Origin of the sequence: Shinella sp. S4-D37 (genome assembly GCF_040812195.1) — a bacterium.
Lineage (GTDB): Bacteria > Pseudomonadota > Alphaproteobacteria > Rhizobiales > Rhizobiaceae > Shinella.
Genome location: NZ_JBFNXL010000005.1, coordinates 2,756,985 through 2,770,929 on the forward strand (window position 1 = coordinate 2,756,985; position 13,945 = coordinate 2,770,929).

General features: G+C 65.8%; 12 protein-coding genes. 8 read left to right on the forward strand and 4 right to left on the reverse strand.

The window, feature by feature from the left end; translation table 11 throughout:
• Window positions 1-6 precede the first annotated feature (6 nt).
• Window positions 7-1,674: a cytochrome c oxidase subunit I gene (gene ctaD, locus AB3G45_RS21010; RefSeq protein ID WP_367832390.1), complete on the reverse strand. Its 1,668-nt coding sequence runs from the start codon at window positions 1,672-1,674 to the stop codon at window positions 7-9.
• A gap of 18 nt (window positions 1,675-1,692) precedes the next feature.
• Window positions 1,693-2,577 carry a cytochrome c oxidase subunit II gene (gene coxB, locus AB3G45_RS21015; RefSeq protein WP_367832391.1) on the reverse strand — a complete coding sequence of 295 codons (885 nt, stop codon included), beginning with the start codon at window positions 2,575-2,577 and terminating at the stop codon, window positions 1,693-1,695.
• Between the two features lie 372 nt (window positions 2,578-2,949).
• Between coxB and AB3G45_RS21020 the strand changes: the two genes are divergently transcribed.
• From AB3G45_RS21020 to AB3G45_RS21030, 3 genes are all read left to right on the forward strand, one after another.
• Complete coding sequence (locus AB3G45_RS21020) at window positions 2,950-3,495, forward strand: invasion associated locus B family protein (RefSeq protein WP_367832392.1); 546 nt, start codon at window positions 2,950-2,952, stop codon at window positions 3,493-3,495.
• Window positions 3,496-3,573: 78 nt separating this feature from the next.
• Window positions 3,574-4,989 carry a metalloprotease TldD gene (gene tldD, locus AB3G45_RS21025; protein WP_367832393.1) on the forward strand — a complete coding sequence of 472 codons (1,416 nt, stop codon included), beginning with the start codon at window positions 3,574-3,576 and terminating at the stop codon, window positions 4,987-4,989.
• 138 nt (window positions 4,990-5,127) lie between these two features.
• On the forward strand, window positions 5,128-6,183 hold the full coding sequence (locus AB3G45_RS21030) for a polysaccharide deacetylase family protein (RefSeq protein ID WP_367832394.1): 1,056 nt from the start codon (window positions 5,128-5,130) through the stop codon (window positions 6,181-6,183).
• A 66-nt stretch (window positions 6,184-6,249) separates the two neighbouring features.
• Here AB3G45_RS21030 and pdxH read toward each other — a convergent pair whose 3' ends face one another.
• On the reverse strand, window positions 6,250-6,870 hold the full coding sequence (gene pdxH, locus AB3G45_RS21035) for a pyridoxamine 5'-phosphate oxidase (RefSeq protein WP_367832395.1): 621 nt from the start codon (window positions 6,868-6,870) through the stop codon (window positions 6,250-6,252).
• Window positions 6,871-6,983: 113 nt separating this feature from the next.
• On the opposite strand from pdxH, the gene AB3G45_RS21040 reads away from it, so the two are divergent.
• The 4 genes from AB3G45_RS21040 (at window position 6,984) to AB3G45_RS21055 (ending at window position 10,085) form a co-directional block, all read left to right on the forward strand.
• Window positions 6,984-7,361 carry an RT0821/Lpp0805 family surface protein gene (locus tag AB3G45_RS21040; protein ID WP_367832396.1) on the forward strand — a complete coding sequence of 126 codons (378 nt, stop codon included), beginning with the start codon at window positions 6,984-6,986 and terminating at the stop codon, window positions 7,359-7,361.
• A 98-nt stretch (window positions 7,362-7,459) separates the two neighbouring features.
• Window positions 7,460-8,524, forward strand: a complete 1,065-nt coding sequence (locus AB3G45_RS21045; protein ID WP_367832397.1) for a DnaJ domain-containing protein — start codon at window positions 7,460-7,462, stop codon at window positions 8,522-8,524.
• Between the two features lie 132 nt (window positions 8,525-8,656).
• On the forward strand, window positions 8,657-9,475 hold the full coding sequence (fabI, locus tag AB3G45_RS21050; protein WP_367832398.1) for an enoyl-ACP reductase FabI: 819 nt from the start codon (window positions 8,657-8,659) through the stop codon (window positions 9,473-9,475).
• A 28-nt stretch (window positions 9,476-9,503) separates the two neighbouring features.
• On the forward strand, window positions 9,504-10,085 hold the full coding sequence (locus AB3G45_RS21055) for a histidine phosphatase family protein (protein WP_367832399.1): 582 nt from the start codon (window positions 9,504-9,506) through the stop codon (window positions 10,083-10,085).
• Between the two features lie 93 nt (window positions 10,086-10,178).
• On the opposite strand, the gene AB3G45_RS21060 is transcribed toward AB3G45_RS21055, so the two are convergent.
• A complete protein-coding gene (locus AB3G45_RS21060) occupies window positions 10,179-10,439 on the reverse strand; it encodes a DUF1344 domain-containing protein (RefSeq protein ID WP_367832400.1) in 261 nt (86 codons plus the stop codon).
• A gap of 306 nt (window positions 10,440-10,745) precedes the next feature.
• Between AB3G45_RS21060 and AB3G45_RS21065 the strand changes: the two genes are divergently transcribed.
• The gene (locus tag AB3G45_RS21065; protein ID WP_367833639.1) at window positions 10,746-13,871 is read left to right on the forward strand and encodes an EAL domain-containing protein; all 3,126 of its coding nucleotides are present in this window, start codon (window positions 10,746-10,748) and stop codon (window positions 13,869-13,871) included.
• Window positions 13,872-13,945: the final 74 nt, after the last annotated feature.

The window sequence follows — 13,945 nt, forward strand, 5'->3', positions numbered from 1 at the left end:
AAGATCCTACTTGATCTTCGGGAGCTGTTCCCACTGGTGGAACGGCGGCGGCGAAGAAAGCTGCCATTCCAGCGTGTTCGCGCCTTCGCCCCACGGATTGTCGCCGGCGACGCGCTTCTTGGAGAAGGCTTCGAAGACGCCGAAGAGGAAGATCAGCACGGCGAAGGCCGAGATGTACGAGCCGTAGGACGAGACCGCGTTCCAGCCGGCGAAGGCATCCGGATAGTCGATGTAGCGGCGCGGCATGCCGGCAAGGCCGAGGAAGTGCTGCGGGAAGAAGATCAGGTTCACGCCGATGAACATGACCCAGAAGTGCAGCTTGCCGAGGAATTCCGAATACATGTAGCCGGTCATCTTCGGGAACCAGTAGTACCAGGCCGCGAAGATGGCGAAGACGGCGCCGAGCGACAGCACGTAGTGGAAGTGGGCGACCACGTAGTAGGTGTCGTGCAGGGCGCGGTCGAGGCCGGCGTTTGCGAGCTGGACACCCGTGACGCCGCCGACCGTGAACAGGAAGATGAAGCCGATCGCCCAGACCATCGGCGTGGTGAAGCGGATCGAGCCGCCCCACATCGTCGCGATCCAGGAGAAGATCTTCACGCCCGTCGGAACCGCGATGACCATCGTGGCGAAGACGAAGTAGCGCTGCGTGTCGAGCGACATGCCGACCGTGTACATGTGGTGCGCCCACACGATGAAGCCGACGGCGCCGATGGCGACCATGGCATAGGCCATGCCGAGATAGCCGAAGATCGGCTTGCGCGAGAAGGTCGACACGATGTGGCTGACGATGCCGAAGCCGGGCAGGATCAGGATGTACACTTCCGGGTGACCGAAGAACCAGAACAGGTGCTGGAAGAGGATCGGGTCACCGCCGTTTTCCGGCGCGAAGAAGGCCGTGCCGAAGTTGCGGTCGGTGAGCAGCATGGTGATGCCGCCTGCCAGGACCGGCAGCGAGAGCAGGAGCAGGAAGGCGGTGATCAGAACCGACCAGGCGAAGAGCGGCATCTTGTGCAGCGTCATGCCCGGCGCGCGCATGTTGAGGATCGTGGTGATGAAGTTGATCGCCCCGAGGATCGAGGACGCGCCGGCGATATGCAGGCCGAGGATCACGAAGTCCATGGCCGGACCCGGCTGGCCGGATGTCGAGAACGGCGGGTAGACCGTCCAGCCGCCGCCCGCGCCGTAGGCTCCTGCCGGGCCTTCGACGAACATCGACAGCAGCACCAGCAGGAAGGCCGGGACGATCAGCCAGAACGAGATGTTGTTCATGCGCGGGAAGGCCATGTCCGGCGCGCCGATCATGATCGGCACCATCCAGTTGGCGAAGCCGCCGATGAGGGCCGGCATGACCATGAAGAAGATCATGATGAGCGCATGCGCCGTCGTGAAGACGTTGAACATGTGCTTGCCGCCGTCGATGGCGGCATCGCCCTCGAAGCCGTAGACCATCTGGGCGAGACCGTGGAAGATCTGGATGCCCGGCTCCTGCAGTTCCATGCGCATCACCACCGACAGCGTGCCGCCGATGATGCCCGCACAGATCGCGAAGATCAGGTAGAGGGTGCCGATGTCCTTGTGGTTGGTCGACAGAAACCAACGCTGGAAGAAGGTGAGCGGCTTGTGTTCGTGGTGATCGTGGTGATCGCCGTGGGCAGCGGATGTTCCGGCCATGGTCTCTCTCCCTTGGGATTACTGCGCGGCGTTTTCGGCGACGTTGACGGACTTCGCCGCACCGTCGACCGACGCCATCAGGGCTTTGTTTGCGTCGCCGAGATTCGTCGCGGCGGCTGCAAGCCACGTATCGTACTTCTCCTGCGAGACGACGCGGATGGCGATCGGCATGTACGCATGGTCCTTGCCGCACAGCTCGGAACACTGGCCGTAGAACAGGCCTTCGCGGTCGGCCTTGAACCAGGTCTCGTTGAGGCGGCCCGGCACGGCGTCGATCTTCACGCCGAAGGAGGGCATGGCGAAGGCGTGGATCACGTCGGCGCCGGTGACGAGGAGGCGGACATGCTTGCCGACGGGAACGACGACTTCGTTGTCGACGGCCAGGAGGCGCGGATAGACGCCCTTGTCTTCCTTGCCGGCGGCGGCACGATCGCCGTCCGCAAGCAGGATGCTGTCGAAGGAGAGCGGGCTCTCGCCGACCTGGTATTCATACCCCCAGTACCACTGGTAGCCGGTGGCCTTGATCGTCAGTTCCGGCTCTTCCGTGGGGGCGAGCTGCTTGGTCAGGAGCTGGAAGGAGGGAACGGCGAGGAACAGGAGAACGATGACCGGGCCGAGCGTCCAGACGACCTCGATCGCCGTGTTGTGGCTGGTCTTGGACGGGACCGGGTTCTTGCTTTCGCGGAACTTCACGACGACGACGACGAGCAGCACGAGAACGAACAGGGTGATAGGGACGATGAACCACAGTGTATACTGCTCGAACCAGCGGATCTCTTCCATCATCGAGGTCGCGGCGGGCTGGAGGCCCTTCTGCCAGTCGAACGGCTGATCAGCGAAAGCGGTGGAAGCAAAGAGCAGACAGCCGATCGCGGCCAGAACTGCAAAAGCTTTGTTTTTCACAACGTATCTCCCCAAGGCGTTTGATCGGGATCAAACAGACGCGCAGAATCCCTGCTATACTGAGTGCTTAAAACCACAGTTTCATGCTCGCCGCAACCGCCATGGGGGACAGGCCGTGCGGCATTTTTGCGCAAAAGCAAAAGCATCGCCCCGCTCCCCACAGTTTCTTCATAATTCCCTATAGCATGAAAGGCTTGGTTGCGGCGATCCCGCCGGAAGGCCCCTCGCCGGCCCTGTGCGCCCCCTATTATAATGAGTGCGGCGGCGGTCCAATTTCCGCCTTCAATCAATTGGAAATGAGCGCTCGGGGCTTTTCATTTCACCCCTGCCCCTTCAAAGATAGCCCGACTGATTCGAGATTCCGAGGTTTTCATGGGTTTTGCTCCCCTTTCCCGGCTGTCCCGCGCGACATTTGGCCTTGCCGCGCTCGGGCTCGGCGCGCTCGGGCTCGGCGCGCTCGCGCTCCCTTCCCTTTCGGCAGCCCAGCAGCCCGGCACGGTGAAATCGAACCACGGCGCATGGTCGATCGTCTGCGACCAGCCGGCCGGCGCCTCCGGCGAACAGTGCGCGCTGATGCAGAACGTGCTGGCCGAGGACCGGCCGGAACTCGGCCTTTCCGTCGTCGTGCTGAAGACCGCCGACCGCAAGGCGAAGATCCTGCGCGTTCTCGCACCGCTCGGCGTTCTCCTGCCGAACGGCCTCGGCCTCAATGTCGACGGCAAGGACATCGGCCGCGCCTATTTCGTGCGCTGCTTCTCCGACGGCTGCTATGCCGAAGTGGTGCTTGAGGACGAGCTTTTGAAAACCTTCCGCTCCGGCGCGACGGCGACCTTCATCGTTTTCCAGTCGCCCGAGGAAGGCATCGGCATCCCCGTCGACCTCAAGGGTTTCGGCGAAGGCTACGACGCGCTGCCGTGAGCAGTCTTCCGGCGGGCTTGCCGCCCGCCGCCCGGGGACTTACATGAACCCCGAAGTCCAATGCGCGCGGAGCCAGCCATGAACACCGATCTCCTCTCCCTCTTCGATGCCGACGAGGCGTCCGTGCAGGCGGCGTTGAAGGAGACGCTGAAGGGCGCCGACGACGGCGAACTCTTCCTCGAACATGCGCAGGCCGAATCCCTCTCCTTCGACAACGGCCGCCTCAAGGGCGGCAGCTTCAATACAGACCAGGGCTTCGGCCTTAGGGCCGTCGCCGGCGAGGCGGTGGGCTATGCGCATTCCGGCGAGATGACGCTCGCCGCGCTGAAGCGCGCGGCCGATGCGGCCGGCGCCGTCACACGCGGCTATTCCGGCGACTATGCCGCCGCGCCGCAGGGCACCAACCGCCGGCTCTATACGCCGGACAACCCGATCGGCACGCCGAGCTTCGAGCAGAAGGTCGCCCTCCTCACCGAAATCGACGCGTATCTGCGCGCCAAGGACCCGAAGGTGCGGCAGGTGACGGCCTCGATCGCCGCGAGCTGGCAGGTGGTCAACATCCTGCGCGCCGACGGGCACCGCGTCACCGACATCCGGCCGATGACCCGCGTCAACATCTCCGTCGTCGCCGGCGAGGGCGACCGGCAGGAGACCGGCAGCTACGGCGTCGGCGGGCGCACCACCTTCGATGCCTTCCTCACCGAGGAGAGCTGGCGTTTCGGCGCCGACGAGGCGCTGCGCCAGGCACTGGTCAACCTTGAAGCCGTCGAGGCGCCGGCGGGCACGATGGATGTCGTGCTCTCCTCCGGCTGGCCGGGCGTCATGCTGCACGAGGCGGTCGGCCACGGGCTGGAAGGCGACTACAACCGCAAGAAATCCTCAGCCTTTGCCGGGCTGATGGGCGAGCAGGTGGCAGCCAGGGGCGTCACCGTCGTCGACGACGGCACGATCGACAACCGCCGCGGCTCGATCACCGTCGACGACGAGGGCACGCCGTCGGCCTATAACGTGCTGATCGAGGACGGCAAACTCGTCGGCTACATGCAGGACCGGCAGAACGCCCGCCTGATGGGCATGAAGGCGACCGGCAACGGCCGCCGCCAGGGCTATGCCTATCGCCCCATGCCGCGCATGACCAATACCTACATGCTCTCGGGCGACAGGACGCCGGAGGAGATCATCGCCTCGGTGAAGAACGGCCTCTATGCCGTCTCCTTCGGCGGCGGCCAGGTGGACATCACCTCCGGAAAATTCGTCTTCGGCTGCACGGAGGCCTATCTCATCGAGAACGGCAAGGTGACGGCGCCGGTCAAGGGCGCCATGCTGATCGGCAACGGGCCGGACGCCATGCGCCGCGTCTCGATGGTCGGCAACGACACCAGGCTCGACACCGGCATCGGCAATTGCGGCAAGGCCGGCCAATGGGTGCCGGTCGGCGTCGGCCAGCCGCACCTGCGCATGGACCAGGTGACCGTGGGCGGCACCCGGGCCTGACCTCTTTCCCCTCCCTTCGCCGCCGCGCTGCGGCGCCGGCGCCGTTCCCCGCGCGTCGGAAAGCCGTTGTTAACCACTCGGATACCGGCCGGGTGCGATAACGGCGCCTGGGAAACGAACAGGGAAGACGAAGACGACATGCCGATCCGCAGTGTCATGCGACAGGGACTGAGGCGCGCCGTGATCACCGGCGGGCTGGAGTTCGCGCATCTGGCAGAGCGCGTCGGGCTGATGGCGTCCGCCCGCGGCATGGGCGCGATCTTCACGCTGCACCATGTGCGGCCGAAGGTCCATCAGGCCTTCGATCCGAATGCGCATCTGGAGGTCACGCCGGAATTTCTCGATGCGGCAATCGAATACCTCACGGAAGAAGGCTACCAGTTCGTGGCACTGGCCGACATGCCGGCGCGGCTCGCCATCGCGCGCGCCGGCGAGCGCTTCGCCGCCTTCACGCTCGACGACGGCTACCGCAACAATGCGGTCCATGCCCAGCCGGTCTTCACGCGGCACAAGGTGCCGTTCACCGTCTTCGTCGCGCCGGGCTTCGCCTGCAAGACGCACGGCATCTGGTGGGAGACGCTGACGGAGCTTCTGCGCGCCGCGCCGCATCTGGAGTTCGATTTCGGTTCCGGCGCGGTCACCATGCCGCTCGCCACCCCGTTCCAGAAGCAGGCCGCCTATGCGCGCTTCGCCCGCTTCATCCAGAGCGAGACGGAGGAGGCCGCGGCAATCGAACGGCTAGACGCGGCGGCGAAGGCCCACGGCATCGACCCGCTGATGATCACCGAACGGCTCGTCATGCGCGAGCCGGAGCTGAAGAGCCTCGTCGTCAACCCGCTTGCCTCGATCGGCGCCCATACGGTGAGCCACCGGGCCCTCGCGCGCCTCGGCGACGCGGAGGCGCGCCACGAGATGGACCAGTCGGCAGCGCGCATCGCCGACATCATCGGCCACCGACCGGACACGCTGGCCTATCCCTATGGCGACCGCGCCGCCGTCGCGCCGCGCGAGCACAGGCTTGCAAAGGACCTCGGCTTCCGCGTCGCCGTCACGACGGATCCGGGCACGCTTTCCGCCCGCTCCTTCGACGCGCCGACGACGCTGCCCCGCATCTCGCTGAACGGGCACTACCAGAAGCCGAAATATGTCGGCGCGCTGGCCTCCGGCATTCCCTTCCGGCTGATGCGGCGCTGAACTTGGGCCGGCGTCGGTCTGCGAAATACAGCATCGGCGACCGGAAATCCGTCTATCGCTGACCGTTCACGGATACATCCTGACCTTCGTCCACCCTTCACCGTCTTGCGAGCGGCGGAATTCCACGCGGTCGTGCAGGCGGAAGGGGCGGTCGTGCCAGAATTCGATGGAGACGGGCCTGATGCGGAAGCCGGACCAGTGCGGCGGGCGGGGGATGTCGCCGATGGCATAGCGGGCGGTATATTCGGCGACGGCCTTTTCCAGCGCGAAACGGCCTTCCAGCGGGCGCGACTGCTTCGACGCCCAGGCGCCGATGCGGCTGCCGCGCGGGCGCGAGGCGTAATATTCGTCCGCCTCGGCATCGCTGACGATCTCCACCTCGCCGCGGATGCGCACCTGGCGGCGCAGCGACTTCCAGTGGAAGCACATGGCGGCCTTCAGCGCACCGAGGATCTCCACGCCCTTCCGGCTCTCGAAATTCGTGTAGAAGACGAAGCCGCGCGCATCGAACCCCTTGAGCAGGACCATGCGCACATTCGGCAGGCCCGCCTCGTCGACGGTGGCGAGCGCCACCGCGTTCGGGTCGTTCGGCTCGGTCTTTCCCGCCTCCTCCAGCCATGTGCCGAAGAGGGCGTAGGGTTCGTTTTGCTCGGTGAAGTCACCGCTTGTTAACGCATTTTCGCTCATATTCGATTCAATGCCGATCTATTGGCTGCATGAGGCAGAGTGGAGTGGACGTCATAGCAAAGTCGCGAGCGCAGACAAAGCCATACGGGGCACATTGCCTTGCGGTTGTTGTCGTGACCCTGTGCGGCGCCTCTCTTTCGGGCTGCATGGGCGGTCTCGACCTCTTCGACGGCAGCAAGGTCGATGCCGTGCGCACCAGCTCCGTGCCGGCGAGCGCGGAACGGCTGACCGACGAGATCACCGTGCGCAACGCCGTCTCCTCCGCCGACCTCGCGCGCACCGGCGGCAGCGCCATCCCCTGGGCGAATTCCGCTTCCGGCAGCGCCGGCGTCATCAGCAGCATCGCGGAGAATCGCGACGATGCCGGGCGGCCCTGCCGCGACTTCGTGACGACGCGCCACTCCTACCAGGGCATCGCGAACTATTCCGGCCGCACCTGCCTTGGCAATTCCGGCGAATGGCTGCTGCTCGCCTTCGACCTCAAGGGTTGAAGAGGCGCGCTCTTTGCACTTTTTCAACTCTGGCCCGTAACCAGTGATTAGGACGTTCCCCGCTATCATGGTCGGCAAAACGGCAACGGGTGGAAGTTATGCGTGACCCCTATTCGGTGCTCGGCGTGAAGAAAAATGCCGGGCAGGAGGAAATCAAGGCGGCCTGGCGCTCGCTGGCGAAAGCCGTGCATCCCGACCAGAACCATGACGACCCCAATGCGACCGTGCGTTTCACGGAGGCCGGCCGCGCCTACGATATCCTGCGCGATCCCGACAAGCGCAGCCGCTACGACCGCCAGCAGCGCGAGGCCGAGCTTCGCCGCATGGAGCAGATGCGCCGCCAGCAGGCCGAGCGCAAGGCGCGGAGCGAGCCCTCGGCGCGCATGTCGAACGAGGATGCCGAGGACATGATCGCCCGCATCTTCGGCGTCGACTCGCGCGGCCAGCCGGCGGAACCGAAGGCCCAGGCACAATCGCAGACCCCGCCCCGCCCGCAGCAGCAGGCGCAGGCGAACGGCGCCGCCACCGGGCAGGACGCCCGCAAGGCGGCCGACGAGCCGGAGGCGGAGGAGGCCGCGCCCGGCCGCGCCATCGCCCCGGCGGCCAACCTCATCTCCGCCATCATCCGCCGCATCCGCGGCGGCCGCGCCAGGGCGGAAGCGGCGCCGGACTTCGTGACCGACGTCGCCGTCAGCGTCGAGGACATCCTCAACAAGGTGCGCCCGACGCTCGAGACGCCCGACGGGCAGACGCTGCGCGTGCCGGTCGGCGCCGGCTCGACGGACGGCAAGGTGATCCGCCTCAAGGAGGCCGGATACCGCATCGAGGGCCTGAGGCGAGGCGATGCCGTCATCACCCTGCGCGTCGCCCCCGGCCGCTTCCGGGTGGACGGGTTCGACCTGATGGTCGACCTGCCGGTGACGATCGAGAACGCCGTGCTCGGCTGGGAGACGACCGTCGAGGGGCCGCTCGGCCCGCTGCCGGTGACGGTGCCGGCCTGGTCGGGCTCCGACCAGAAGATCCGCATTCCGGGCGAAGGCCTTCTCACGGAGAACGGCGAGCGGGGCGACCTCATCGCCGAGATCCGCCTTCTCCTGTGGGAAAAGCCCGACGACAAGATGATCGACCTGATGCGCAGCCTGCGCGAAGGCCTCTATCTTTAAATCGATTGGGGCGCTTACATAAAACATGCACCCATTGTTACGGATGCTAACAGTTCCTGAACCCCCGCGCGCTTGAACCCCATTGCCGCCTATGCCATAGGCAAGCCTGACTTACGTATCAGGGGGCAAACCATGGTTCAGGCATCTGGTCTGATGAAGGGCAAGCGCGGCGTCATCATGGGCGTCGCCAACAACCGTTCCATCGCCTGGGGCATCGCCAAGGCCATCCACGCACAGGGCGGCGAGATCGCCCTGACCTACCAGGGCGACGCGCTGAAGAAGCGCGTGGAGCCGCTGGCCGCCGAGATCGGCGCGGTGCTGGCCGGCGATTGCGATGTTTCCGACGAGGCCTCGATCGACGCCGTCTTCGAGACCATCGAGAAGACCTGGGGCAAGATCGACTTCCTCGTGCATGCCATCGGCTTTTCCGACAAGGACGAGCTGACCGGCCGCTATGTCGACACGACGCCGGGGAATTTCGCCAAGACCATGCAGATCTCGGTCTATTCCTTCACCTCCGTCGCGCGCCGCGCGGAGAAGCTGATGACCGACGGCGGCTCGATGCTGACGCTGACCTATTACGGCGCCGAGAAGGTCATGCCGAACTACAACGTCATGGGCGTCGCCAAGGCGGCGCTGGAGGCGAGCGTGAAGTATCTCGCCGTCGACCTCGGCCCGCAGAACATCCGCGTCAACGCCATCTCGGCAGGCCCCATCAAGACGCTGGCGGCTTCCGGCATCGGCGACTTCCGCTATATCCTCAAGTGGAACGAGTACAACGCGCCGCTGCGCCGCACCGTCACCATCGAGGAAGTCGGCGACGTCGGCCTCTACCTCCTGTCCGACCTGTCGCGCTCGGTGACCGGCGAGACCCACCATGCGGACAGCGGCTACCACGTCGTCGGCATGAAGGCCGTCGACGCACCCGACATCTCCGTCGTCAAGGACTGATACAGGCCTTCCTGCCGAGGTTCCCGCCTTGCTTATCTACATGATCCGTCATGGCCAGACCGCGTGGAATGCAGAAGGCAGGCTGCAGGGCCAGAAGGACATTCCGCTGAACGAGACCGGTCGCCGCCAGGCGGCCGGCAACGGCGCCGCCCTCAAGGGCATCCTCGGCGCCACGGTGGCCGGTTTCGATTTCGTCGCAAGCCCGCTCGGGCGCACGCGCGAGACGATGGAGATCCTGCGCGGCGCCATGGGCCTCGATCCCCTCGCCTACCGCACCGACGCCCGCCTCGTCGAACTCTCCTTCGGCGACTGGGAGGGCCATACGCTGCCCGAACTGACGGCCGGGTCGCCGGCGCGGGTCGAGGAGCGCAGCCGCGCCAAGTGGAACTTCATCCCGCCCGGAGAGGCGGCGGAAAGCTACGAGATCCTCTCCTGGCGGATCGCCTCCTGGCTCGCCGACGTCAGCGGGCCCACCGTCTGCGTCAGCCATGGCGGCGTCTTCCGCGCGGCCTTCCGGCTCAACGGCATGGACGAGGAAGAGGCGGCCAACACGCCCATCCACCAGGACCGCCTGCTGCGGATCGATGCGAGCGGGATGCACTGGCTTTAAGGAGCGAAGGCCCCGCACCTGCCTGCCGGCATCCTCTCCGTGCAACCGGGGCGAGGAGCGATGGGCTCGCCGTTTCCCCCTTCTCCCCGCTTCCTACTGGATGATCTCCAGGTCGTTGATGACGCGCTTGCCGTCGACCTCGGTGTAGAACACCAGCACCTTCACGCCCGGCTCCAGCCCGTCGAAATTGAACTCCTCCGGCGCCTGGTACTTCTTGCCGTCGTCGAGCGAGAGGCTGAGGCTCGTCGTGTCGACATTCGTGATCACGGCTTCCACATCGGCGCTTTCGGCCGAGGCGGCGAGCGGCGAAAGGAAAACGGCCGTGGCCATCAGCACGGCGATCAGAAGGCGCATCTTGCGAATCCCTGGAAATGAATCAGTCTTTTTGCTGGTCATGTCAGATGCCCCCCAAATATGGCGAAATTCGCCCGCCCCCGCGAGCGCTGGTGAAATGGATGGCCGGAAAGATCATACGAATCAAGGCGCGCCGCCCGCTCATCCCCCGAATTGTCGGACATATCGTCGCGCCCGCGCCGGGCGGGTTTGCGCCGGCCTCCCGTAACGGTACGGAAGTGCAAGTATTTCAGTTGCTTATAAAGGCAATCTTAAGGAGCCCCCCGTACCGTTTTGCCACCATCGGGGATCTTCTTCTTGCACGTCATGACCGCCCTTCGCCACGCCCTGACGTCCATAGCAGAATGGGCGAAACCCTCCCTCGTTCCGGCGGCGATCGCCGGCAGCGTCATCCTGACGGCGGGCATCGTCTACGAGCGGCAGAACGAGCGCATCTACCGCAACGAGTTGCAGAACCACGTCGCGGGCGACCTGGCGCTGGTCGGCGCCCGGCTGCAGAGCCAGGTGAGCAGCAACGTGGCGGCCCTGCGCAGCGTGGCCAACATGTTCGCCGTGGCGCCGGAGCAGGCGGCCGTGCAGTTCGACGTCTTCGCCCGCAAACTGATGCTGCAGAACAGCCATTTCCGCCGTGTCGGCGTCGCGCCCGACGGCAAGGTCCGGCAGGCCTTCCCGCCGGACGGCAACCAGCACTATCTCGACACCGACTTCAACCGCTTCCCCTCCTTCCGCCGGGCCGCCCAGACGGACCGCTCGCGCGGGCGCCCGCTGATGTTCGGGCCGGTGCAGTTCGCCAGGGGCGGCCGCGGCTTCAACCTCTTCATACCGGTCTTCACCAATGTGGACGCGCGGCACTATTTCTGGGGCTACATCGACGGCCTGATCGACGAGCGCAAGCTCTTCACCGATGCCGGCCTCTACGATGCCGACCACCCGGCGCTGCAGGGCGGCGCCCAGCACCAAGAGGCCGACATCCGGCTGGCGATCCGCGATGTCAGCGTGCCCGACAACATCGTCGACCCGTTCTTCGGCGATGCCGAGGTCTTCGAGAAGGACCCGGTCGTGCAGGCACTGGATTTCCCGGGCGGCCGCTGGCAACTGGCGGCCATACCGTCCAGGGGCTGGCAGCATCCGCCGGAAAACCTCACCGAGATCCGGCTGATCATCGCCGCCGCCGCCCTCATCATCATCGTGCCGATCTTCCTGACCGGCGGCCTCGTCAGCGAACGCCAGCGCAACATCGCCCGCCTGCGGGCGCGCGAGCGGCAGGTGCGCTCGCTGTCCCAGCGCCTCGACATCGCGCTCGATGCCTCCAAGATCGGCATCTGGGAGGTCGAACTGTCCACCGGCGCGCGCAACTGGGACGAGCAGATGCACCGCCTGCACGGCTTCCCGGAAAACGAGACGCCGAACGATCACGCCTGGCGCTCCGTGCTGCATCCCGAGGACGTGGCGATCGCCGGGGGCGAGATGGACCGGATCCGCGCCGGCGGCAACGACTACAAGTCGCAATACCGCATCCTCATGCCCGACGGCAGCTGGCACTATATCCGCAATGTCGGCTCGCGCCTCACCGGCCCGAACGGCGAGAACAAGCTGACCGGCATCAGCTGGGACGTGACCGAGGACGTGCTGCTGAACCAGGCGCTGCAGCGCGCGAAGGAACACGCCGAGGTGCAGAATGCCGAACTGGCCAGGCTGACGCAGCGCCTGGACCTGGCGCTCGATTCGTACGAATGCGGCCTGTGGGAGGCCGATCTCGACAGCGGCCGGACCTATTGGGACGAGCGCATGCACCAGCTTTACGGCCTCGTCTTCACCGACGGCATCGTGCCGCACGAGGACTGGCTCGCCGCCATGCATCCGGACGACCGGACGGCGACGGTGGAGACCGTCAACCACTGCGTCGAGCACGACCTGCCCTATGTGCACGAGATCCGCGTGATGCTGCCGGACGGCGACATCCGCCACGTCCGCTCCGTCGGCAAGGTCCACCACGACCAGGACGGCGGCCGCAAGCTCATCGGCCTTGCCTTCGACGTCACGCAGGACGTGATCCTGAAGGAGCGCCTGAAGACGGCCAAGGAGCAGGCGGACGCCAAGAACATCGAACTGGAACAGGCCAGGGTCCGCATCGAGCACAATGCGCTGCACGACCCGCTGACCGGGCTCGGCAACCGCCGCAGGCTCGACGACGAACTGACCGGCATCGCGGCGCTCAGCGAGACGGCGGACGCCCGCGTCGGCATCCTGCATATCGACCTCGACCGCTTCAAGCAGATCAACGACACGCTCGGCCATGCCGCGGGCGATGCGCTTCTGGTGCACGCCTCGCAGGTGCTGCGCGCCTGCGTGCAGGCCGGCGACCTCGTGGCGCGCATCGGCGGCGACGAATTCGTCGTCGTGGTGACCAACACGACGAACCAGGCCGATCTCAGCGCGCTGTCGCGCCGCATCATCAGCCTGATGCAGCAGCCCGTCGAATATGAGGGCCATCTTTGCCGCTTCGGCGTCAGCATCGGCATCGCCCTTGCCGGAGGCCGGTCGATCGACACGGCAAAACTGCTGGTCAACGCCGATATCGCGCTCTATCGCGCCAAGGCGCTCGGGCGGAACCGGCATGAATTCTTCACCGAGGCGCTGCAGGCCGAGATCATCTCGAACAAGCGCATCGCCGACGATATCCTGGCCGGCATCGAGAACAACGAATTCGTGCCCTACTACCAGCCCCAGGTCGATGCGAGCAGCCTCAAGCTCGTCGGCGCCGAGGCGCTCATCCGCTGGAACCATCCGCGCGAGGGCGTGCTGACGCCCGCCCACTTCCTGAAGATCGCCGAAGACCTCAACGTGATGGCGACGCTCGACCGCATCGTCCTGGAAAAGGCGCTGCTCGATTGCGCCCGCTGGACGGCGCAGGGCCTGATCATGCCGAAGATCTCGGTCAACGTCTCGGCCCGGCGCCTCAGGGACGAGAGCCTGATCGAAAGCCTGACGGGCCTGTCCATCCAGCCCGGCCAGATCGCCTTCGAACTGGTCGAATCGATCTTCCTCGACGAGAGCGACGACGTGGTGCTCTCCAACCTGGCGCGCATCAAGGCGCTCGGCATCGACATCGAAATCGACGATTTCGGCACCGGCCACACCTCCATCGTCAGCCTCCTGAAGCTGAAGCCCAAGCGGCTGAAGATCGACCGCCAGCTCGTCGCCCCCATCCTCACCGCACGCAACGAGCAGGCGCTGGTGCGCTCGATCATCGAGATCGGCCGGTCGCTCGGCATCGAGATCGTCGCGGAGGGCGTGGAGACGATGGCGCATGCCGAAATGCTCGGCCTGCTCGGCTGCGACCTCCTGCAGGGTTATGCCTTCGCAAAACCCCTCTCCCGCGACGCCTTCCTCGCCTTCGGCACCGAGATGCGCTGGAAGCTGGCGTCGTAGGGCCTGGATCGCCCGGGCATCCTGATGGTAAAAGCGCGAAACCCTTGTCCCTCCCCTCACTTTTCCACTAAGAG